We start from the raw sequence: 21,448 nt of genomic DNA, 5'->3' as shown, positions 1-21,448 counted from the left end.
GGCTTGCAGCACTACCGTGCGCACGGCGTCCGGCCCCGTCTCAGCAGCGAGGAGGCCGGGGGCTCATGGCGTGTGCCATGAGCCCCCGGCCCCCTTGGAGTGCGGCTGGGTCAGCAGCGACCGGCCGGCCGGTCGCGGACGACGAGGTCCGTGGAACCGGTGGTCGCGTCGATCCAGGCGACCTGGCGGCCGGTGCCCGCCGCCGGGTAGCTCTGCTCACCGCGGTTGCACGAGACCCGGTCCTGGCGGGACCCGTCGGTCGACAACTGCCACAGCTTGGGCAGCGACTCGTTGCGGTACTGCGTGTCGGGCGTCTGGGCGACGACCGTCAGCGCCTCCTCGGAGACGGTGAGGTCGGAGGCGATCAGCGCGCCGGGCTTGTGCTCGCTGCTGACCATGACGGTCCCGGTGCCGTCCAGCGCCGAGCGCAGGATCGTCATCTGCCCGTCGTCACCCTCGTTGGTGTCACTCAGCCAGAACACGTTGTTCCCGTTGACCCCCGTCTGGCCCAGGCTCACGGCCTCGTCGAGCTGCTCGGCCTGCGTGACCTTGCCCGAGGCCAGGTCCAGGATCTCCACACCGAGGCGGTAGGTACCGTCCTGCGGGTAGAGCTTGGCGTAGGCGAGCTTGTCACCCTTGACGGACGGCAGGGCGGTGATGATGTCCCAGTCCTGGCCGTCCACGAAGACGGGCGCCTTGTCGGCGGGACGCTGGTAGCCGACGTGCCGGCCGCCGAAGATGTCGTACTCCTCGAAGACGACCACGCCCTTGTCGATGCGCAGGCCCGAGACGCCCGTGGTCGAGCTGTAGAGCTTCTTGACCGGGCCGCCCGCGATCGGACGGGAGAGGATGTCGACGGAAGTGGTGCCGTAGGCCGTCCAGACGGCCGTCTTGCCGTCGGTCGCGGGCGCCGTGTGGAAGCGCCCGTCGTTGGGGCTGATCACCTTCGCCGCGCCCTTGCCGTCCATCCGGCCGGCGTAGACGGAGTAGGGCTCGGAGCCGTCGTCGTTGGACTTCGACACAGTCCACCACCCGCCGCCGGCGCCCACACCGCTGTCGGTGGTGTTGAGCTTGCCGAACAGGGAGTCACTGTCCACGCCCAGGGCCTGCTCCCAGCCGGGAACGATGCCGTGGGCGTTGAAGGCGCGCTTGACCGTGTTCTGTTGGCCGGCGGTGACGCCCATCGACTTCGCCGCGGCGAGTACCGCGTTGCGGGCCTCGGTGAATCCGTCGACCGGAGTCATGTACTCGGTGAGGGCCTTGTAGACGATCTTGTCGGCGAGGGTGCCGCCGAGGTCCTCGCGCATGTCCCACAGCGCGCCGGAGAAGATCGTCGAATTCAGGTGCACGCCCCCGTTGTCGGTGGCGAAGGAAACACCCAGGAAGCTCTTCGACGTGGTGGCGCCGTCGTTGAGGTCACGCAGCGCGCAGTCGGCGGCCGACTTCGTGCGGCACAGGTTCTCCCCGATCAGGCCCGCGGTGGGGTCGGTCATCGGGACCCCGTTGGCGGTGACGTCGATCGCGTTGCCGAAGTAGTCCGCGAGGGCCTCGTTCAGGGCACCGGACTGACCGGCGTAGACGAGGTTCGCCGTGTGCTCGACGACGCCGTGGGTCATCTCGTGGCCCACCACGTCGGTGTCGGCGGAGAGCGGCTTGTACTCCTTGTCGCCGTTCCCGTACACCATCTTGGTGCCGTCCCAGAAGGCGTTGACGTACGGCATGCCGTAGTACGTCACACCGACCAGCGAGTTGACGGTCATGCCGCTGCCGTCGAGGCCGTCGCGCCCGTGGGCGTTCTTGTAGTAGTCGTAGACCTGTCCGGCGTTCCAGTGGGCGTCGACGGCGCCGGAGTCGGTCGCCGCGGCGTTGAACTCGGCGGTGGGCGAGGAGAACATCTTGAGGTTGCCGGGCCACTTGCCGGAGGCTTCCGAGACCGACCGGCCGCGGGCGTCCCAGGTCGCCAGCAGGTTCTTGGACGTGCCCCGCATACGGACGGCATCGGCCATCACGAAGGATCCGGCGGTCTGGTCGTAGGCGATGGACAGCGGGGCCTTGCCGCCGTTCAGCCGGGTACCCGATCCCACCTCGGGGAACAGTCCGGACGCGTCACCCGTCGGGCCGTCCGCGGCCGGGGCCTCCTTCGTGTCCTTGGCACTCACCGCGTCCGGCGCCGTCATCGTCTTCAGGGCGCTGTACTGAAGTGCCGGATAACCCGACGTGGCATCGACGTACACCTCGCGCACCACCGGCTCCCCGGTACCGGGCGCGCTGCCCCGCACGGTGACGCGGTAGGCGAGGACACCGTCTCCCTTGGGGAGGATGACGAGCCCCTTGGCCTCACCCGTCAGCGGAGCCTGGGCGGCGCCGGGGCCGCCGGCCTGCGGAGCCCGGCTCTTGCCGAGCGTGGCTCCGCCCAACTGGTGGATGGTGGCGGCCACCGCCCGTTGGACCGCGAGCTCCTGGCCGACCTGCGGGGTGACGCCGGCGGTGAGGCCGGTGAAGTAGTGCCCGGACGTGCCGGTGACCACTCGCTTGCCGTCCTGCTTCTGCATCCGCACCACGTACTGGCCGCCGAGGACCTGCACACCGTGGTGCTTCTGCTGCAGGCGGACCGTCTCGTCGACGCCGCTGTTCACCGTCGAGACGGGAGCCAGGTCACTGACCGCCTGCGGGATCTTGTAGCGGCTCTTCTTCGAGGCGAGGTGCTGACGCGCCGCGTCGGCGGGAGCCGCCTTGGCGTCCACGGGTTCACGTATGCCCTCGACCAGGACGGGGGTGGCGGTGTCCCGTCCCGAGAGCGCGCCTGACCCCCCGTCAGTGGGGTCGGTGGCCTGCGCGGGTGACACCGTCAGTGTCAACGCGGCGGCCAGCAGAGCCGCGATTCCGGTGCCGGAACGAAGCGATACGCGCCATCCTCTGTTCGCGACTGCGGCCGGTGCCGATGAACGTGTGCCGGGCTTGCGCAAGACGTCTCCTCAACGGTGGGTGCTTGGGTCGATGCGTTACGTCACGGTCATGCAAGCCCGCTCCACAGGCTTTGCACAGCCTCCGACGCCCCTCAGAAGTGGCCACGCACACTTGTGGGCACTCTGTGAAGACGCCAGAATCCCCGACATGATCGATACCGACCCGTACAACCCGGGCCTCGGACGGCCCGAGGAGGACGCCCACAAGGCGCTCCTCGTGGCCGGTGCCGGCGATGCCGTTCATCTCGACGCCCTGACCGGCGTCGGCAAGCCGGGACCTGACAGCACGCCGGCCCGACCGGCCGGCCGGGGCGTCACCACGCCGCTGCCGGGAGAATCCCCGGAGCCGGACACCTCACCGACCCCCTCACCGGCCACCACCCTTCGGCTGCTGGTCCGACGCCGCCAGGCACTGCTTCGCCAGGAGTCCGCGGAACTGGAGCGCCTGTGCACCTACGCCGACGGACTGGCCGAGCGGCCACACGCCGCCCTCGGGGCGGGGCGCTCGGGCGGGCCTGAAACCCTGTCGGGCGCCGAGGACATCACGACGCGCGTGCGGCACATGCTCGCCGCCGCCCAGCGCGAGGTACTGATCCTCGACAGACCCCCGGGCACCGGAGGGTTACCCGATCCGGCGCCGGACGGTGAGGCGCTCGGGCCCGCCATCGGGGACCTGCTCGACCGGGGTGTGATCGTACGGACCATCGTGGACCGCGAGTGGATGAAGCATCCGGGCCGGCCACAGACCCTGGGCGCACTGACCGAACGCGGCCTTCAGGCCAGGGTGGGCGTCCGCCTTCCCACGAGGCTGATCGTCGTCGACCGCCACAGTTGCCTGCTGCCGCCGTCCGTTGCCGGCGGCGGCGCGGAACCGGCACTCGTACCGGGCGGAGCCATGCTGCGCAGAGCCGTCCTGCCGCTCTTCGAAACCCTGTGGGACAGTGCCACACCGGTCGGCAACCCCGACAGCCATCTGACCACGCCCCAGCGGGAACTGCTGAGTCTGCTCGCCTCGGGCCTGAAGGACGAAGCCATTGCCCGCCGATTGGGCGTTCACGTGCACACCGCGCGCCGCCGCATCAGCGGCATGCTCGACGACCTCGATGCGGGCACCCGGTTTCAGGCGGGTGCCCAGGCCGTCATGCGCGGCTGGCTCGACCGGGCTGTGGAGGTCTGACCTTCGGTTGACAGTCGCCCGGGCGGCTTTGCCCGTCGGGCATGGTCCGGTGGTGGGTGGGTGGGTGGGTGGTGGGTGTGGGGTGGGGCGGTGCCGTCATCCGGCGGGTGAGTCGTCGAGTCGTCGTCTCGTGCGTGGGTGTCCGTGCCGCCCGTCAGCAGGGCGGGTACGGGATGTCGTCCGACCTGGCCGCGGTCACGATCGCCGCCTGGGGCCGGGACATCGGTGTGCCGTCGGCGAACAGTGGTGTCACCGGGTCCACGGTCTTTCCGAGTTCTGAGCGCAGCGCGCCGGACGACAACACGGAGACACGGTTGGTCGGCGCGGGAGTGAGGGTGCCCGCCTGCCTCACGAACGCCACGAAGCTCTCGAAGTCGCGTTGGTGGGTGAACGGCTCTTCGAAGTCCGTCAGCGCCGGGTATCCGTCCGCTCCGACGAGGGTGTAGGCCAGGGCGGCCAGCCGATAGCGCGTCTTGAGTTCAAGGCGCCTGCCATCGATGTGGATGTCACCGGGGTCGACGCGGTGGCCCACGCCGGCGGCGGAGTCGAAGCTGTAGCGCACGTTCTTCGACACGGCGAACGGCGCGTACTGCATTGTCCCGTCCTCCTTCGTCGTCCACTGCTGCTCCAAGGCGTCGTGGATCTGTTGGCCGGTGACCCAGACGGTGACGATCGGGTCGCCGTAGCCCACGCCGCGCCAGGCGCGGACGAACGGGATCGCCCCGTTCGTGGCCGGGTCATGGACCAGGTCCCCGGCGATCACCGTCTGCCCGACCCGGGGAGCGAGTGCCACCAGCGCCAGTTGTGCCGGGACGTTCGGGTAATGGTTGCCGTTGAAGTTCTTGTCCGTGGGCCGGCTGCCGGCCCACAGCGCCCAGTCGGCGACCAGATCGCCCATGGTGCTCTCCCCCGCGGCGTTCCGTGCCCGCAGGAATGAGCCGCGCTGCCGGCCGATCGTCGAGTTGGCCCGGGTGGTCGCCTGTCCGTTCCAGTACGAGACGACCTGCTGCATCTCGCGGTCCGGGGCGATGCCGGTCCGGGTGTTGGGGTGGTTGGTGGACACGGTCAGCTCTCGGACCACCTTGCCGGTGCGTGGATCGAGCCTCAGGTTGATCTCGTTGATGAGCTGGCCGTGGCAGCCGGCCTCCACGAACGGCCGGGGCACGCCGTTCGGGTCGGGCAGCATCATGTTGAAGCGGGTGTGCCAATGGCCGGTGACGATGACGTCGATGTCGGGCGAGGCGCGGAGGGCCAGCTCGTAGGCCGGGCCCGAGGGGTCGTGTCCGTCGTTGAAGTCGCCGCCCGCGACCGCGCCGTCGTGCATGCTGAGCACGATGGCGTTGACACCGCGCTTCTTGAGGAGAGCGGCCAGCCGGTTGACGGTCTGGATCTCGTCGCGTGTCTGCACGGCGGGCAGGTAGGCCGTGCTGGAGGACTCCGTGCCGATGGCTGTCAGGTGGATGAAGCCGACCGGGATCCTCTCCCCCCTGGGACCGTCGACGTACCTGATGTTGTACGCGGGGAGCACGTCGGCCCCGTCCTCCCGCCACTGCACGTTGCCGGAGAAGAAGGGGAAGTCCGCGCCGCGGAACCGTCGGCCGGTGGAGTCGATGAACGACGTGTCCCGACCCACCAGCGGGAAGGGGACGCCCTCCTCCATGTGCCGCGTGATCATGGCCGGTGACTTGTCGAACTCGTGATTGCCGGCGGTGGAGAAATCGAGCTTCATGAGGTTGAAGGCCTCGATCGTGGGCTCGTCCGAGAAGACGGCCGCGTCGAACTCCCACCCGGAGAAGTTGTCACCGGGACTGAAGAAGAGCGAGTTCGCCTTCCCGTCCCTGATCCGCTTCAGGTGGGCGGCCATGTAGGCGACGCCACCGACCGTGTAGGTCTGGCCGCCGTTGCCATGGATGGTGGCGTCGCCGCCCGGCGCCCCCGCCAGGTACCCGTGCAGGTCGGTGATGTTCACCAGCTGGACGTCCACGTGGCCGTCGGCGTCGCGGACGTCCCGGGCGTGGTCCGAGGCGTATGCGGGAACGCCGGTGGCGACGGTGGCGCCGACGGCGCCCATGGCGGTGAGGAAGGAACGGCGGCCTGCTCTGACGTCGTTCCACGACTTGACTGTCTTCGGCAGAGTCATGTTCCGACTATCGCGCGACGAGTCCTCGCGAGCGAGGCTGTCCGCCCGTTCCTCACAGGTCTTCATCCGTAGGGCGCCCGCCTGCAACTTCCGGTGCCCCTGTGGGTCGTTCACCTCCGGCGCGGGCCTGGAGACGATCCCCGTGCCCGAGTTCGGAGCCCCGACCCCCACGCCTGCTCGCCGCCACGCGCGGGGAGGGTCCCTCGGGTGTGAGCCGCAGTGCGTGAGGCTCCCGGGTGTCATCGCGCGCACCGCCCCTCGGCCGCCGGCGTGGCGCCGTTGGTCCGCCGTTGGTCCGCCGTTGGCGGTCAGGCGGCGTCGAAATGCTGGATGTGGAGCCCGGTCGGTTGGTGGACGGGCCAGCCGGGGTCGCCGGTCTCGGCGAACCGTATCCACGAATGGTGCATACGAGCGGCGAGTGGGGCGGGCGGTTCGGCGTTGCCGAGGAGCCCTCGCCGGCCGCGCAGCGACGGCAGGGACAGGCAGTCGAAGACGAACGGCAGCTCCATGACATGGCAGGCGCCCAATTGCCCGTCGATCGCGTCGGAGCGCCAGGCGAATTCGTAGACGTACGTCCGTCCGGTCGCGGCCCTCGCGTGTGCGGCGGCCATCTGCCGGGTGCCGTCCGTGAACAGCCCGTCGCCGAGGATGGCGGTGCGCAGGTCGGCGGCCGAAGCGGTGGGGTGCTGTGTCCGGTAGGCGCGGACGGCTTCGTCGGGGTCCCGGTGGAACTTTGCCGCGGTGTCCCGGACATCGGCATCGGTGGCGCTCGCGAGAAGTCCCACCGGGGCCAGGTAGAGGGCGCCCTCGTCGCGATTGGTGCCGATCAGGAGGTCGATCTCGCCTCCCTGGCCGGCGGCGACCGCGGTGGCTGGTTGGTGCTCGCTGACCAGGCTGAAGGAGGTGATCCCGCCGAGCGGATCGTGGTGGGTGGAGGTGCGCAGGTCCAAGCCGGCCAGACCGGACGTGACGGCGACGAGGTGCTCGTCGGGTATGCCGGCCAGGGCCCTGGCCGTGGGTTCGAGGTCCAGCCCGCGTCCGACCGCCGCGGTGACGATGCGGGCCTGGTCGGGGGTGAACGCGCCGGTGCCGCTGCCGCTCTGGATGATCGCCCGTCGGAACAGGCCTGTCGAGGCAGGGTCGGCGAGGACGCCGCCGACGATGACGGCTCCGGCGGACTGGCCGAAGAGCGTGACGTTCCCGGGGTCGCCGCCGAAGCCGGCGGCGTTCTCACGGATCCAGTGCAGGGCGGCCTGGACGTCGAGCATGCCGCGGTTGTCCGGGGCGTCGGGCAGGTGCAGGAAGCCGGGGATGCCCAGGCGGTAGTTCACGGTGATCAGTACGACGCCGTCGCGGGCGAAGGCCGTGCCGTCGTACAGGGGCGCACGGTGGGAGCCCGAGACGAACCCTCCGCCGTGCACGAACACCATCACCGGCCGGGGCGTCCCAACCGGCTGAGGTGCCCAGATGTTGACGGTGAGGTAGTCGTCACCCCGCTGCCAACCCGGACCGAAGTAGGGCGACATGTCGAGAGCGCCGAAGGAGTCCCGGGCAGGTTGGGGCGCGGTCGGTCCCGGCCGCGTGGTGTCACGGACCCCTGTCCACCGTGGGTGTGGGGTCGGCGCGGCGAACCGTCCGCGGCCGACGGGCGGTGCGGCGTAGGGCACATTGAGGAAGACGGTCCCGGGTCCCTGGCGGCGCCCGCGGACAGCGCCCGAGGTGGTGGTGACGGTGGTGGGGTCGGCGGATGCCATCGTTGATCTCCTGTTTGCCGGTTGCCGGTTGCCGAACTCCGGCTGCCGGCCGTTGATGTGGGTGGCGCCGCCGCTCCGGAGTGGCCGGAGCGGCGGCGGGCTGGATCGTGGTCAGTACCGGGTGATCGGCGCCCACTTCTTGATCGCGAATCCGCTGCCCTGGTGCTCGACCTCCAGGGCGCTGTGGCCGCTGAAGTGGGCGGGTAGGACGAGGGCGCCCGTGTCAGCCGCCCAGCCGAGGAGCCTGCGGCGGGTGCTGCGGGACTGGGCGGGGTCCTGGCAGAAGCAGCTGTTGTGGTCGGGGTGCGTGATCTGCAGGGGGGTGTGCATCAGGTCGCCTGCGAACAAGGCCCGGTCGCTGCCGGAGGTCAGGGTGACGACGCTGGATCCGGGCGTGTGGCCGGGGGCCGCTTCCAGCCGCAGGTTGCCGTCGATGGTGTGGCCCTCCTCCCACAACCGCACCTGGCCCGCGGCGTGCACGGGAGCGACGCTGTCCTCGAAGACGTTCTCGTTGACCCCACCGGTGATGTCCGGGTTGTTCGCCGGGTTCCAGAACTCGAAGTCGGCCTTGGGCATCAGGTACGTGGCGTTGGGGAACGTGGGTACCCACTCGCCGTCGACCAGGTGGGTGTTCCAGCCGACGTGGTCGACGTGCAGGTGGGTGTTGATCACCAGGTCGACGTCCTCGGGCCGCACACCGGCGCGTGCGAGGTTTCCGAGGTAGTCCAGCCGCAGGTGGTCCCACGCGGCGGCTGCCGGGCGGCTCTTGTCGTTGCCGACGCCGGTGTCGACCAGGATGGTCCTGCCCTCGCTGCGCAGCAGCCATGTCTGGATCGCCGCATGGACCATGGTGTCGTCGGCGCCCAGGTGGTCGGGCACGAGCATGGCACGCTGGTCCTTCCATGCCTGCTCGGGCAGGTCCGGGAAGAACTGATCCGTGGGCATGATCGGCCCGTGTGTCTCCTCGATCCGGGTGATGGTGACATCTCCGAGGGTGATCTCGTGGGTGTCCGACATGATGTTTCTCCGTTCGGTGGGAGGGCCGGGAGCAGCCGGGGGTGCGAGTGCGCCGGGCTTGGGGTACTTGGACTTGGGGTACTTGGAATCGGAGTCGTTGGACTTCGGGTACTCGGGCTTCGAGTGCGCGCGGTGGCATGACGGGGCGGCCCGACGACAAGGACGCGGTCGCCGGGAACGGGCCGCCGGTGCATCTCCTCGCCGGGCCGGTACCCACGGATGGACGGACGGGGCGGCTCGGGGCATGCGGCCCCGGGACTGCTCCCGGGGCAGTGACGGGCCGAGTGATGGGCCGAGTGACAGGTCGAGTGACGGGCCCGGTGATCCGGTGGGAGGTCAGGCAGTACCGGCCCGGCGCCCCCTCCGCGCCGGGCCGGCCACGGCGGTGTCCTGGGTGATGGTCTGGGCGAGCAGGGACAGTGCGGCCCGCGACGGCGAACCCGCCTCCGTGGTGGCAACCACCGTGTGGGGGCCCGGCCCGTGGCTCATGGTTTGCTGAACGACGGTCAGCGGGCCGATCAGCGGGTGCCGCATCTCGTAGCTCGCGACGCTGCACTCCTTCACCCGATGGTCGGCCCACATCGAGGAGAACTCCGCACTCCTGGCGCTCAGTTCACCCAGCAGCGCGTGCAATGCGGTGTCCTGCGGGTGCTGGGCCACCACCACGCGCAGGTTCCCCACCACCGCCCTGGCCTTGCTCGGCCAGTCCGCGTACAGGTCGCGGGTGTGACAGTCGAGGAATACCAATCTGGCCATGTTGGGGCGCTGCCCGGCCAGGTCCGGGGCCCCACGGTCCAGGTGCCCGGCGAACAGCGCGTGCCCCAGACGATTCCACGCCAGCACATCACTGCGCAGGCCGAGCACGATCGCGGGAACGTCCGCCAGCACGTCCAGCAACTGGCTCGTCGCCTCCGTCACACGCTCCGGAGCAGGCCGCCGGCCCTGCGTGCGATGCCTGTCCGCCCGGACCAGGTCGTGCAGGTACCGCCGCTCGGAGTCGTCCAGCCGCAGAGCCCCGGCAATCGCGTCCAACACCTCAGGCGAAGCGCTCAGCGACTGCCCCTGCTCCAGGCGGGTGTAGTACGAGGCGCTCACCCCCGCCAACAGGGCCAACTCCTCGCGCCGAAGCCCCGGTACACGTCGACGCTCCCCATAGGTGGGCACCCCGACATCCTCGGGGCGCAGTTGGGAGCGCCGCGCTTGCAGGAAGTCCCCGAGCTGCGATTTTCCGGTCATGGATCCGAGTATGGGCCGACTCGAAACGCGCAGCCTGCCCCAGCTGTGGATAGGCACCGGTGGGTCTGGCTCCTCGGCACGACCGGTGATGACGTGGGTGTCGCCGACCGGCACCCACGTCATACGCACCCAGTGCACGCACCCAGGAGGACGCCTTGAGCGCCACCACCAGCGAACACGACCTCTTCGAGGTTCTGGACGCATCGGCCTTCGCCTTCACCAGACGCGCATGGGTCGATGCCGCACCCGCCCGGGTCTATGACCTGGTCAGTGACGTGCCCGCGATCGGCCGCTGGAGCCCCAACGCGAGCGACGTCAGGTTCGACCAAGGCGCCGGCCCTCGGGTCGGAGCCTGGTTCAGCGGCCGTAATCGGAAGGACGGCAGGCAGTGGACCACCCGCTCCCAGGTCGTACGAGCGAACCCTGGCAGCGCCTTCGCCTTCGTGGTCGGCGGCGCCGAGGACGGCATCGTGCGGTGGAGCTGGACCTTCCACCCCCGGGGGCGCGGAACCGTCGTCGAGCAGTCCTGGCAACTCCTCCGCCTCGACCCCGTGCTGGGCACCACCCGCGGCGACCTCGACACACTCCGCGACTACATGGCGAACAGCGTCGAAGCCACCCTGATCTCCCTCGCCCAATGGATCGCCGAGCACTGAGGATCCCGGGTGTGGGGCGCGACGTGACGCGACGATCGAGGACAGACATGTACGCCCTTCGTACGCCCAACGTACGGCCTTCATTCGCTCTGCAGGGTAGAGTCAAGGCATTAGGAGGTGTTCATGTCCGAGTTGTTCGACGCGGTCGACGCACTGGTCGCGTCCCGCGCCACACTCCCGCCGCCGGTGGAGCGCAAGCGGCTGCGTGCCGCGCACGGCCTGACGATCGACGAGGTCGCCACCGCGCTGAAGGTGCGCCGAGCCACGGTGTCCGGCTGGGAGTCCGGCAAGACCGAGCCCCGCCCGCCTGAGCGGGACGCGTACGCCCGGCTGCTGCGGCAACTCGCGGAGCTCTACCCCGCCCCTGAGGAGCCGGCCGCCCCGGTGCCCGCCCCGTTCACCGGCGCGCCCGCCCCGCAGGAAGCCGGGACTCCGTCCCCGGGCCCGGCCCCCGAGGCGGCGGCCATGACCGCACCCGAGAACGCCCAGACTTCCGCCCCGGTTCCCGTCGCCGCCGCTCCGGACGCCGCGATCGGCATGGCGAGCACCACCAGGACGTCGGCGACGTCGCGCCGTCCGGGTGCGACGAGGGCGGCCCCGGCCGGTATCCCGGCGGGCGGCACCGACCCCCGGTACGAGAACGGCCCGCTGGCGGTCGTGGACATCGAGCACGGAAAGGCGCTGGCGTACTGCACGGGCGGTCTGGTCCTGGACGTGCCCGCCAAGTCCCTGCCGTCCCTGGTCGACTGGACGCTCAAGGAGGCGAGGCTCGGGGCACCGAAGCTCTCCGGGCCGGGCAAGGACGCCGACCCGCTGATCGTCCTCACCCCGGCCGCGCTGGAGCGCTACGGCCTCCCGGTCGCGCTCACGGAGGAAGAGCGGATCGCCGGACGCATCCCGGAGCGACACAAGGTCATCAAGCAGCTGACCCGCGCCGACTGGCAGCTGACGAAGCGCGGGTTCGGGCCGTGGGCACGGATCTACCGCCCCGCCACCGGGTCGGAGCGAGCCTGCGTCCAGCTGTGCATCCCGTCGTGGAACGCACTGGACTCCCGGCACTGGGGCGCGGCCGGGGAGCTTCCGCCGGCCCAACTCGCCCGACTCATGGGCGTGTACGCGTCCCGGGTCATGACGCCGCGAGGATCGACCGCCGTGACCGGCCTGGAGCTGATGACCGCGCTGCACCCGGCGACCCGCGCCTCCGAGCCGGACGCCGACGGCAAGCGGCACTCCGAGCACAACCCCGGCTCCCTGGGCAAGGACCCGGTCGACCCGGCACCGTGCGAGGCCCCCGACGGACACCCGCTGCTCAAGGACGTGCCGCGCTTCCACGTCCGCGGCCCGGAGGAGAAGCTGTTCGAGGAGGCGTACGACTGGGCGCGGACGATGACCGATGCCGAGTGCACCCTGCGGTACCTGGTCGGCCTCGACGTCAACATGGCCTTCGCGGCGGGCGCCAACGGGCTCCTCGTCGGTGTGGGTGCGCCGAGGCACGTCACGAACCCGGTCTTCGACCCGAAGCTGCCCGGCAGCTGGCTGGTGGACCTCTCGCACGTCGACCTGTCGAAGGTGAAGGTCGGCAAGGAGTGGGTGCAGCTGGACGGCTCGCTGCTGCCCTCCCCGTTCACGCCCAAGGGCGAGCGCCCCGCCGGCCCGGCCTGGTACGCGACGCCGACTGTGGCGTACGCGGTGGAGCTCGGCTACGAGGTCCGGCCGACCGAGGCGTGGGTGCGGCGCGAGAACGCCCGCTACCTCGACGGCTGGTACAACCGGCTCCGCGACGCCTACCTCGCAACCATGGCCGACCTCGGCGTCGCCGCCGACCTCGCCCCGGAGGACTTCCTCGCGGCGATGGACGGCTACAAGGGCCGCGACCCGGAGATGACGATCGTCGCCTCGGCCATCAAGGCCACCGTCAAGGGCGGCCTGGGCAAGCTGCGCGAGCGGCCCCGCGGCGAGGGCTGGCGGTCCGGCGAGCCGTGGCGCGCGCTGTCCCGGCCGACGTGGCGGCCCGACATCCGCGCGGCCGTCATCTCCCGCACCCGGATCAACCTTCACCGCAAGATCATCAAGCATGCGGCGTTCACCGGGCAGTACCCGGTCGCGATCCTGTCCGACTGCGTCGTCTACGCGTCCCGGGGCCCCTCGCCGCTCGACTTCCTGCCCTACCGGGAGGGCAAGCCGCTCCCGGGCGGGTTCAAGCTCGGGGTCAACCCGGGCCTGGTCAAGCACGAGGCCACCCAGAGCGTCCTGTGGGGCGAAGAGGTCCGCGAGCGGTTCGACGCCCCGGAGCTCAACCTTGCCCGGTACATCAAGGACGGCACCGTCACCGACGTCGACAACGGCGAGTAGGGGAGAGAGCAGGCGATGGCCAAGGAGTTCGGGGACGGCCTGGACAAGGCGGTGCAGAAGGCGTTCACCCGCCCGGCACCCAAGGGGGCGGGCCCGCAGATGCGGTACCTGGTCAAGCAGCTCAAGGGGACGAGGGCGGCCGCCGAACTGCTCGGGATCTCCCAGCGGCAGGTGGAGCGGTACGTGGCGGGCCAGGCCAAGAAGCCGCGCGCCGACCTCGCCACCCGCCTGGAGCGTGAGGTGAAGAAGCGCTGGCAGCCACAGATCCGGGCCAGGGCCCGCGAGAAGGCGGCGACCACCGGTGGCATCGTCGTCGACGTCCACGCCCGCCTCGGCTACGCCGGGGCGCCGAGCAACACGACGGACGAGGCACGCATCCGGCACCTCACCGTCGCCCTGCCACCGCAGCACGCCGCCCGGCTCTTCGACGCCCAGCGACAAGGAGCCGACGAAGGCCGGCTGCGCGAACTCACCGCCGAGGCCCTCAAGGAGGTCTACTTCCAGGACAGTGGTCGCCGCGCCGGCTCCCTGGAGGAAGTACAGATCAACGACGTGCTGGACCTGGAGTTCGACCTGTAGCAGGCCGCACCCCGAACAACTCGTGAGCCCCGGACCAAGGCGGTCCGGGGCTCCTTGTGACCACGCGTGCCGGACGCACGGCAAGGGGGGTACGTTCACTCCGGCGGCGGGACCACCGGCTTGGTGGCGCCATGGTCCACGCCGGGGGAGCAGGCGAGAGTCGGCAGGTCGTGATCGGGCAACCCGTGATCTTCGACGCCACGCCTGCCTGTGGCGTGGTCTGCAGCCTCACGGCTGCGGACGACAACACCCGACGATCCGGGCTCAGAGGGCGCGGCGCGTCTTGACTCCGTCAGCCTCGAAGTCGTGGATGGTCCCGTTGATCCGCAGGCCGTCGACAGCACCGATCCACATGTTGTCGCGGCCCTTGCCGACCGCAGCCGTGTAGATGGTCGGCTGCGTGCCGCCGTCGTTGAGCGCGCTCTTCACCTGCGGGAAGGTGCACGGGGTCGCCAGGCTGCAGCCGGTCACGGTGCCCGCGTTGCCCGTGAGGAACCACGTACCGGTCGTGGTGGCGTCCAGGTAGCCACTCCAGCGGTTCGTCACCGGGGAGGCCGGCGGCAGCCACACCAACGACGAGTAGGTGGTGGCAGGCGCCGCGGTGAGGTTCGGATTGATCTCGAACGTGACGTTCGGCATGTTCGTCGGGCCGCCGTAGGAGACGTTCTCGCCGGTCTGGAAAACGTGGAAACCGACCTGGTTCAGACCCTGGGCGCCAAGAACCGGCTTCCCGTTGAAGTCGACCTCGTTGCCGAAACTGACCTTCTCACTGGGCGGAGTGAGGGAAGTGGAGCGGTCCGCAACCTCGATTCCGAGGCTGCCTCGTCCGTAGGGCGGCCTCGCGGCGGTCCCCGTCACACCGAACGAACCGTACGGGCCGTCCCTTAGAGCAGCGACGGGAGAGCCGATTGTGTTGCGGGTGATGACGCCCCAGTGGTGCGAGCTTCCCTGACCTGCACCGGTCAGGGCGGAAGCCGGGACACCCCCGGCAGCGATTGCGATCAGCGCCGTTACCCCAAGCACGACTTTCCGCTTCATGCCGAAGCGAGCGTTCACGCTCACTCCTTTCGTGATCGGTACATGGAGAGCAGGACGGGCACCTGAGCCAAGCCTGCGTCGTGCACGCCACAGTAGGGATTCTCAGAGTCGGGACCGGCCATTGGTCGAATATGCCAGCGGCAATCAATCCCAATGGCGGAGCGGATGATCGGCCGGACCAAAGCGGCAGTTCGAGGAGAAGCTGTACGAGCCCGGCAGCGCCGAGCGGAGCATCGCCCAGCACCGGCAATGTCCGCGAATCCTTGTGCCCGAGACGCCTGAGACGGTCCAGAACTGCTTGTCGCGGTGCCGAGCCAGGATCTCCGCGGTCTCCCATCCGATGGGGCCGACATCATCGACGCAGCAGACCGGTCGTGGTACTCCACGCCGTACTTCGACGCCAATGGACCGAGCTCTTGATGTGCAGTGGCCTCAGACGCGAGCCGCCTTCGAAGGTGAGTGGTCAGAAGCTCCAGCCATAGAGGCCGCCACCGGTGGTCACCGCAGACGCCGCGAGCCGGGAAACTCCCTGAAGGACCGCCAGGAGATCACCGTCGGTCGTCTCGTCCCCGCCCTCAGACCGAAACCGCGTGCTCCAACGCCCTGCAAGCTCCACCAACCATGCCGTAGCCGGGCGCAGGCCCCGGCGGCCTCACGTCACTGCCACTGCCACTGCGGCCCCCGCAGCCGCCCGCAAGCTCGACGCCTACGCGGAGGTCCCCGACCTGACCCGCGCGCACATCGCGGGCCCCCACCACGAATCGTCCCTCGTGATCGCGGGCCTGAGGCGGGTCCCGGATGGGTGAATTCGGCAACCTGGCCGCTCCCTGATCTTGGTAGGGCCGTTGGGTTGGGCGGATAGCCGGATGATCGCCCTTCCGTCGTCCCCCGCTCATCAAACCTGTGCACGTACTTGAGGAGACGTCCCTTTGGCTACCGCTGATCTTCCTGGTCCTGATTCCTTGCTGCGCCGCACGCTGGGGGAGTGGCGGATTGCGTTGGTGGCGTGGAGGCTTCTGGTTCTGCAGACCGCGGATCCGGCGGTTGCCGCAGGCATGGCCAACTTCTCCACCTACCGCGCGCATCCGTGGCGGCGTATCGAGCACACGATGGACAGCGGCAAGCGGCTGTTCTTCTCCGACCGCGAAGGGCTGCGCCGTGAGGTCGCCCGTCTGGAGCGCACACATCGCCGTCTGTCAGGGACCGACGAGCAGGGCAGGCCGTTCACAGCGTTGGACCCGGCGGTGCGGGTGTGGGTGCTGGTCACCTTGTACGAGTGCATGGTGGCGATGCGGGAACTCTCCGGACGCCCACTGACGCCGACCGAATCGGATCAGATGTACGGAGAATTCCGTGCGGTGTGCAGCGAGTTCGGCCTGTCCGACGACCTCTTCCCGGACACGGCCGCAGACGTGCCCGCGTACATGGACCGCACGATCCGCGAGCGCCTCGAGTACAGCGAACCCGTGCGCTACCTGCTCTTCGACATGCTCCGTGAAGCACCCGCACCCCGCCGCCTCGGCCTCCTGAGGCCGGCCTGGCCCCCCGTGCGCACGGTGGCCGCACACGTGATGTGTGCGCTGACCATCGCCGACCTGCCGCAAGCCTTCCGCGAGCGCTTCAGCCTGCCCCGCACCCGACGCGCGGCCCTGCTGTCCTTCGTCCTGCACCGCGGCATGCGCGTGCTGATGAACGCGCTGCCCGAGCACCGCCGCTACCGCACCCCACTGGCCGGCATCCACTCGACTCCACAGCCTCCCACCGGCCAACCTTCCTCGTCGCAGGCAAGCCCCGTCCGGCTTCCCGCACCACGTCGCCGCAAGGGGACCGATGCCCGCCCGGCGCGTCTGCGGACCTTCTTCAGCCAGGTCCTGGACCAGACCGGCGACGGCCGCATCAGCTCGGCCGATCTGCAGGCCATGGCTCACAACGTGTGCTGGCCGCTCGAACTCGCCCCTGAGTACGAAGCCCGCGTCTACGCCGCCTTCGAGACCTGGTGGCAGCACCTGCGAACCGGTATGGATGCCGACGGCGACGGCCAGGTGACCTGCGAGGAATTCGTCACCGCCATGCTCACCGGGATCGACGCCGGGCCGGCCTATCTCGAACAGGGTCTGCACGTCGCGGTGCGGGCGATCTTCCACGCTGCGGACACCGACGACAGCGGCCACCTGTGCGCCGATGAGTACCGCACGATCTTCGGTGGCTCCCGGGTCCACCCGGCCGAACTCAACCACGGCTTCCGCCAGCTCGACCACGATGGTGACGGCCGCATCACCGAAGACGAGTTCGTCCAGGCCTTCACCGACTACTTCACCGCCCGCACCGACAACACGGCCGGCAGCCAACTCCTCGGACGCCCATAACGGCCGATGCGGGCGAAACGGCGCGGGGGAGCTGCGGATGTGATGGCCTTGGCTGGTCACCTGTGCAGTGCGGGGCTGAGCAAGGCGCCCGTGTAGCTGACGTCGATCACACGCCTCCGGCCGCGCCCTGGCCGCCCTCTCCCTCGGTCGGCGCCCCGCCGCCGATGCTGACTCGGACCATGGGCTGCGTACCTCGTGGGTGTTCGGGGCTGCGCGAGCACGCGCCCCGCACCTGCGCCACGCTTGAACCGCCTGCGAGACATGAGGCGACTTCGCCGTCACCGTCGCCGAGACCGGGCCGGTCATCCTGAGCCCATGACGCGGGAGGCCGGTGTTCTTTCCCCCTCGAGGGGGAAAGAACACCGGCCTCCCGCCGTACCCGCCTGGTCAGGGCATCCGGTCGGATGCGGTGACGTGGCAGCGGACATTCAGATCGTGAGGTGACCAAGCGCCAAGCGCCAAGCGCCAAGCGCCAAGCGCCAAGCGCCAAGCGCTTCGCGCTTCACCGAAGCACGCCGGCCCCGGAAAGGTCACCACTGCCGTCCGCGCAACAGGCAGGCGCCTGTGAGCAGACTTCGCCTTACGGGAGTTGTATTGCGTTCCAGTCCCAGCCTGCGCTTGCGGGCACGGTGTAGCTGCTGGTGAAGGGTTGGATGTGGCCTGCCGGGTCGGCGAGGCCGGTGTACATCTTGATGGAGCCGTCTGCGAAGCGGTACATCATGCCCATGTCCGTGCGGCGGTCGCCGTTGAAGTCGCCGGAGATGAGTTTCATGGATGCCCGGTCCCAGCTCTTGACCGGGACCTTGTAGCCCTCTGTGAAGTCTTCGAAGGCACCGGTGGTGGTCGTGAGGGAGCTGTAGAAGCTGATGGAGGTGTCGGCGTGGTGGTAGACCATCACCGCGTCGGCCCGGCCGTCACCGTTGAGGTCACCCGACTGGAGTTGTATTGCGTTCCAGTCCCAGCCTGCGCTTGCGGGCACGGTGTAGCTGCTGGTGAAGGGTTGGATGTGGCCTGCCGGGTCGGCGAGGCCGGTGTACATCTTGATGGAGCCGTCTGCGAAGCGGTACATCATGCCCATGTCCGTGCGGCGGTCGCCGTTGAAGTCGCCGGAGATGAGTTTCATGGATGCCCGGTCCCAGCTCTTGACCGGGACCTTGTAGCCCTCTGTGAAGTCTTCGAAGGCACCGGTGGTGGTCGTGAGGGAGCTGTAGAAGCTGATGGAGGTGTCGGCGTGGTGGTAGACCATCACCGCGTCGGCCCGGCCGTCACCGTTGAGGTCACCCGACTGGAGTTGTATTGCGTTCCAGTCCCAGCCTGCGCTTGCGGGCACGGTGTAGCTGCTGGTGAAGGGTTGGATGTGGCCTGCCGGGTCGGCGAGGCCGGTGTACATCTTGATGGAGCCGTCTGCGAAGCGGTACATCATGCCCATGTCCGTGCGGCGGTCGCCGTTGAAGTCGCCGGAGATGAGTTTCATGGATGCCCGGTCCCAGCTCTTGACCGGGACCTTGTAGCCCTCTGTGAAGTCCTCGAACGCACCGGTGGTGGTCGTGAGGGAGCTGTAGAAGCTGATGGAGGTGTCGGCGTGGTGGTAGACCATCACCGCATCGGCCCGGCCGTCACCATTGAGGTCACGCTGGGCGATGGACCGCAGGATGGTCTCCTGGATCCAGTCGCCGAGGTTGTCGGTGCGTGAGGAGAGGGCGCCGGTGCGGGTTTCGGTGGCGGCGATGCCCAGGCATCCTCCTTGCCAGGATCGGCTGTTGACACCCACCAGCTCACCGGCCGCGTTCAGGAGAGGGCCGCCGGTGTCGCCCTTGCACATGGCGTCGGTGCCCTTGCCCGTGATGGTCAGTGAGGTGGCCGCCGCGGAGTCGACCGTGAACGAGCCGGTGTGAGGCTTGTTCGGAACCCACTCGGTCTTCGTGCGCCCGAACCCGACTGCGGTGAGTACGCTACCGGGGGCAGGAGCAACGGCAGCGCGCTTGACGCTCGTGACACCCTTGACCGGCTCCGCGAGACGGGCGAGAACCAGGTCGCGATCGGTGCGGGGCACCAGGTCCACGACCTCGACGACCTTCCCGCCCGTGAGGGTCACCGTGCTCTTCAGAGCCGGCTTCCCGGCCGGTACTTGCTGACCTGGCGTGGTCGCGAAGCAGCTCCCGGCGGTCGCGATCCACGATTCGTCGACGAGGGCCGCAGTGCAGCCGCGCGAGTTGGCCTCGTCCCCGACCGTCAGCTTCACCACCGACGCGGATTGACCCGCGGCGGCTTCCGGACCGGTCACCGCCATGGCGGGAGCGGGCAGGATCAAGCCCGCCGAAACAGCGGTCGCCGAAACCAGGAGACCTGTCATTCGCGCCGAACGCGAACGGTGTGCAGACATGGGACCTTCCTTCAGGATGCACTTCGCACCCACAAGCCGGCCTCTGCGGCGTCATGCCGCAGAGAGCCAAAGTTCGGATATCAGAGGGTGCCGGCAAGAGAGATGGCACCCAGGGTTGTGGTGATGTCTTGAGCGGTGACCGGGGTGGCCCCGACCCAGGTGCGGTCGGTGTGACGGATCGAATGCAGGATCCGGTTGTCGCTGGTGGTCACCGCTACCTGGAGCTCCCCGTCAACGGTGCCCGCGCCGACGGACTTGGCCGTCACGGTGCCGAGGTAGTCCTTCAGGTCGCCGAAGGGCGCCCAGATGCCGCTGCCGTAGCGCATGGCGTGGTACTGGCGGGTGCCGTTGTCCGTGGCGACGACGATGTGGGTGTCGCTGCCCGCGCCGGCCATGGCAACGGAGGTGACGGGACCGGTCGCACCGGCGGCCCGGGACACGTCGCCCCACACGGCCCAGTGGCCGGTGGTCCGCCGGATGGTGTGGAAGACCTTGCCGCCGGTCACTGCGCCGACATGGAGCTCTCCCGCAGCGCTCGCCGTGGCGACGGAAGTGACGGTGCCGATCGGGCCGGCGGCGGCGGCGACGTCACCGAAACCGGACCAGTTGCCGGCGGCGGTGCGCTGGGTGTGGAACACCTTGCCGCCCGCCACCACCACAACGTGGAGGTCGTTGCCGATGGACACCGTGGAAACCTGGGTGATGTTGCTCAGGGCCCCGGCTTCGGCGCTGAGATCACCGAAGGCGCGCCAGCTGCCGTCCGACTTGCGGATGGTGTGCCGCAGGCGCCCGTCGCCACCGAGCGCCACCACGTGGGTGTCGCTGCCCATTCCGGCCACGGCGGCCGTACGCACGCCGCCGGGTACGGTCCCGGCCTTGGACTGGACGTCGGTGAAGCCGGTCCAGGTTCCGTCGACCAGGCGGATGCCCTGGTAGAGGCCAGAGCCCGCCTGCACGAGGGCCTCCGTCTTCCAACCGGGCGTCGTGGCCCGGACCTCCTGGATCCAGTCGCCGAGGTTGTCGGTGCGTGAGGAGATGGCGCCGGTACGGGTTTCTGCTGGGGCGGCGCCATGGCAACCACCTTGCCAGGAACGACTGTTGACGCCGACCAGTTCACCGGCCGCGTTCAGGAGAGGCCCGCCGGTGTCGCCCTTGCAGAGGGAGTCGGTGCCTTTGCCGGTGATGGTGAGGCTCGTGGCATCCGCGGCGTTCACGCTGAACGCACCGGTGTGGAGCTTGTCGGGCACCCACTCGGTCTTGGTGCGCCCGAATCCGACCGCCGTCAGCTCGGCACCGGCCGCAGGTGCGGCGTTCGCGAGCTTGACGCCGGTGAGGGGAGTGGCCGGGGTGGCCAGGCGGACGAGGACGACGTCGCGGTCTGCGCGCGGAGCGACCTCGACGACCTCTACGGTCTTGCCGTCGCTGAGGGTCGCCGTGGTCTTCAGCGCCGGCTTGCCGGCCGGAATCGTCGTACCCGGCGTGGTCGAGAGGCAACTGGCTGCCGTCAGAAGCCAGTTGGCGTCGACGAGAGTGGCGGTGCAGCCACGGCTGTTCGCCTCGTCCCCGACGACCAGCTTTGCGGTGAAGGCGTACTGGCCGGCCGGTGCCTCGGGACCGACGACGGCTTGAGCCGGCCCGGCCGATACGAGGCCCGCCGCGACGGCGGTGGCGGTGGCGGTGAACAGCAGACCGGTCGCCCGCGCAGGGCGGAGACGCGTTTCAGTCATTTTCTTCTTTCAGGACAGAAAAGGGGCCGATATGCTCGGTGGTGGCGTCCGGGCCTT

13 protein-coding genes are annotated in these 21,448 nt (G+C 69.5%); 5 read left to right on the top strand and 8 right to left on the bottom strand.

From position 1 onward, the window contains the following. Window positions 1-110: 110 nt before the first annotated feature. Window positions 111-2,846, bottom strand: a complete 2,736-nt coding sequence (locus ACQEVM_RS33865; RefSeq protein WP_433085728.1) for a M4 family metallopeptidase — start codon at window positions 2,844-2,846, stop codon at window positions 111-113. 268 nt (window positions 2,847-3,114) lie between these two features. On the opposite strand from ACQEVM_RS33865, the gene ACQEVM_RS33860 reads away from it, so the two are divergent. Continuing rightward, window positions 3,115-4,143 (top strand): helix-turn-helix domain-containing protein, encoded by a 1,029-nt coding sequence (locus tag ACQEVM_RS33860; protein ID WP_433085726.1) that lies wholly within the window; start codon window positions 3,115-3,117, stop codon window positions 4,141-4,143. A gap of 154 nt (window positions 4,144-4,297) precedes the next feature. On the opposite strand, the gene ACQEVM_RS33855 is transcribed toward ACQEVM_RS33860, so the two are convergent. From ACQEVM_RS33855 to ACQEVM_RS33840, 4 genes are all read right to left on the bottom strand, one after another. Then, a complete protein-coding gene (locus ACQEVM_RS33855) occupies window positions 4,298-6,283 on the bottom strand; it encodes a bifunctional metallophosphatase/5'-nucleotidase (RefSeq protein WP_433085724.1) in 1,986 nt (661 codons plus the stop codon). A gap of 308 nt (window positions 6,284-6,591) precedes the next feature. After that, window positions 6,592-8,037 (bottom strand): carboxylesterase/lipase family protein, encoded by a 1,446-nt coding sequence (locus ACQEVM_RS33850; RefSeq protein WP_433085722.1) that lies wholly within the window; start codon window positions 8,035-8,037, stop codon window positions 6,592-6,594. A gap of 111 nt (window positions 8,038-8,148) precedes the next feature. Next, window positions 8,149-9,054 carry an MBL fold metallo-hydrolase gene (locus ACQEVM_RS33845; RefSeq protein WP_433085720.1) on the bottom strand — a complete coding sequence of 302 codons (906 nt, stop codon included), beginning with the start codon at window positions 9,052-9,054 and terminating at the stop codon, window positions 8,149-8,151. Between the two features lie 336 nt (window positions 9,055-9,390). Beyond that, on the bottom strand, window positions 9,391-10,290 hold the full coding sequence (locus ACQEVM_RS33840) for a helix-turn-helix domain-containing protein (protein WP_433085718.1): 900 nt from the start codon (window positions 10,288-10,290) through the stop codon (window positions 9,391-9,393). 155 nt (window positions 10,291-10,445) lie between these two features. Here ACQEVM_RS33840 and ACQEVM_RS33835 point away from each other — a divergent pair, with 155 nt between their 5' ends. From ACQEVM_RS33835 to tpg, 3 genes are all read left to right on the top strand, one after another. Beyond that, window positions 10,446-10,946 (top strand): SRPBCC family protein, encoded by a 501-nt coding sequence (locus tag ACQEVM_RS33835; RefSeq protein ID WP_433085716.1) that lies wholly within the window; start codon window positions 10,446-10,448, stop codon window positions 10,944-10,946. A 123-nt stretch (window positions 10,947-11,069) separates the two neighbouring features. Then, the gene (tap, locus tag ACQEVM_RS33830) at window positions 11,070-13,298 is read left to right on the top strand and encodes a telomere-associated protein Tap (protein ID WP_433085714.1); all 2,229 of its coding nucleotides are present in this window, start codon (window positions 11,070-11,072) and stop codon (window positions 13,296-13,298) included. Window positions 13,299-13,313: 15 nt separating this feature from the next. Then, window positions 13,314-13,877, top strand: coding sequence for a telomere-protecting terminal protein Tpg (tpg, locus tag ACQEVM_RS33825; RefSeq protein ID WP_433085712.1), 564 nt, complete (start codon window positions 13,314-13,316; stop codon window positions 13,875-13,877). A gap of 264 nt (window positions 13,878-14,141) precedes the next feature. Here tpg and ACQEVM_RS33820 read toward each other — a convergent pair whose 3' ends face one another. Beyond that, the gene (locus ACQEVM_RS33820) at window positions 14,142-14,933 is read right to left on the bottom strand and encodes a hypothetical protein (RefSeq protein ID WP_433085710.1); all 792 of its coding nucleotides are present in this window, start codon (window positions 14,931-14,933) and stop codon (window positions 14,142-14,144) included. Between the two features lie 911 nt (window positions 14,934-15,844). Here ACQEVM_RS33820 and ACQEVM_RS33815 point away from each other — a divergent pair. Beyond that, window positions 15,845-17,281, top strand: coding sequence for an oxygenase MpaB family protein (locus tag ACQEVM_RS33815; protein ID WP_433085708.1), 1,437 nt, complete (start codon window positions 15,845-15,847; stop codon window positions 17,279-17,281). A gap of 580 nt (window positions 17,282-17,861) precedes the next feature. Here ACQEVM_RS33815 and ACQEVM_RS33810 read toward each other — a convergent pair. Next, window positions 17,862-19,571 (bottom strand): trypsin-like serine protease, encoded by a 1,710-nt coding sequence (locus ACQEVM_RS33810; protein ID WP_433085706.1) that lies wholly within the window; start codon window positions 19,569-19,571, stop codon window positions 17,862-17,864. Window positions 19,572-19,744: 173 nt separating this feature from the next. Beyond that, the gene (locus tag ACQEVM_RS33805) at window positions 19,745-21,391 is read right to left on the bottom strand and encodes a trypsin-like serine protease (RefSeq protein WP_433085704.1); all 1,647 of its coding nucleotides are present in this window, start codon (window positions 21,389-21,391) and stop codon (window positions 19,745-19,747) included. Between the last annotated feature and the right edge of the window lie 57 nt (window positions 21,392-21,448).

This window comes from Streptomyces sp. CA-243310 (assembly GCF_050936775.1).
Taxonomy (GTDB): domain Bacteria; phylum Actinomycetota; class Actinomycetes; order Streptomycetales; family Streptomycetaceae; genus Streptomyces.
This window is presented reverse-complemented; position numbering and strand designations above follow the sequence as displayed.

Excerpts from the sequence above, each read along its gene's own strand:
- ACQEVM_RS33860 (WP_433085726.1), top strand. The coding sequence starts at position 3,115 with ATGATCGATACCGACCCGTACAACCCGGGCCTCGGACGGCCCGAGGAG.
- ACQEVM_RS33855 (WP_433085724.1), bottom strand. The coding sequence starts at position 6,283 with ATGACTCTGCCGAAGACAGTCAAGTCGTGGAACGACGTCAGAGCAGGC.
- ACQEVM_RS33850 (WP_433085722.1), bottom strand. The coding sequence starts at position 8,037 with ATGGCATCCGCCGACCCCACCACCGTCACCACCACCTCGGGCGCTGTC.
- ACQEVM_RS33845 (WP_433085720.1), bottom strand. The coding sequence starts at position 9,054 with ATGTCGGACACCCACGAGATCACCCTCGGAGATGTCACCATCACCCGG.
- ACQEVM_RS33840 (WP_433085718.1), bottom strand. The coding sequence starts at position 10,290 with ATGACCGGAAAATCGCAGCTCGGGGACTTCCTGCAAGCGCGGCGCTCC.
- tap (WP_433085714.1), top strand. The coding sequence starts at position 11,070 with ATGTCCGAGTTGTTCGACGCGGTCGACGCACTGGTCGCGTCCCGCGCC.
- tpg (WP_433085712.1), top strand. The coding sequence starts at position 13,314 with ATGGCCAAGGAGTTCGGGGACGGCCTGGACAAGGCGGTGCAGAAGGCG.
- ACQEVM_RS33810 (WP_433085706.1), bottom strand. The coding sequence starts at position 19,571 with ATGGCGGTGACCGGTCCGGAAGCCGCCGCGGGTCAATCCGCGTCGGTG.
- ACQEVM_RS33805 (WP_433085704.1), bottom strand. The coding sequence starts at position 21,391 with ATGACTGAAACGCGTCTCCGCCCTGCGCGGGCGACCGGTCTGCTGTTC.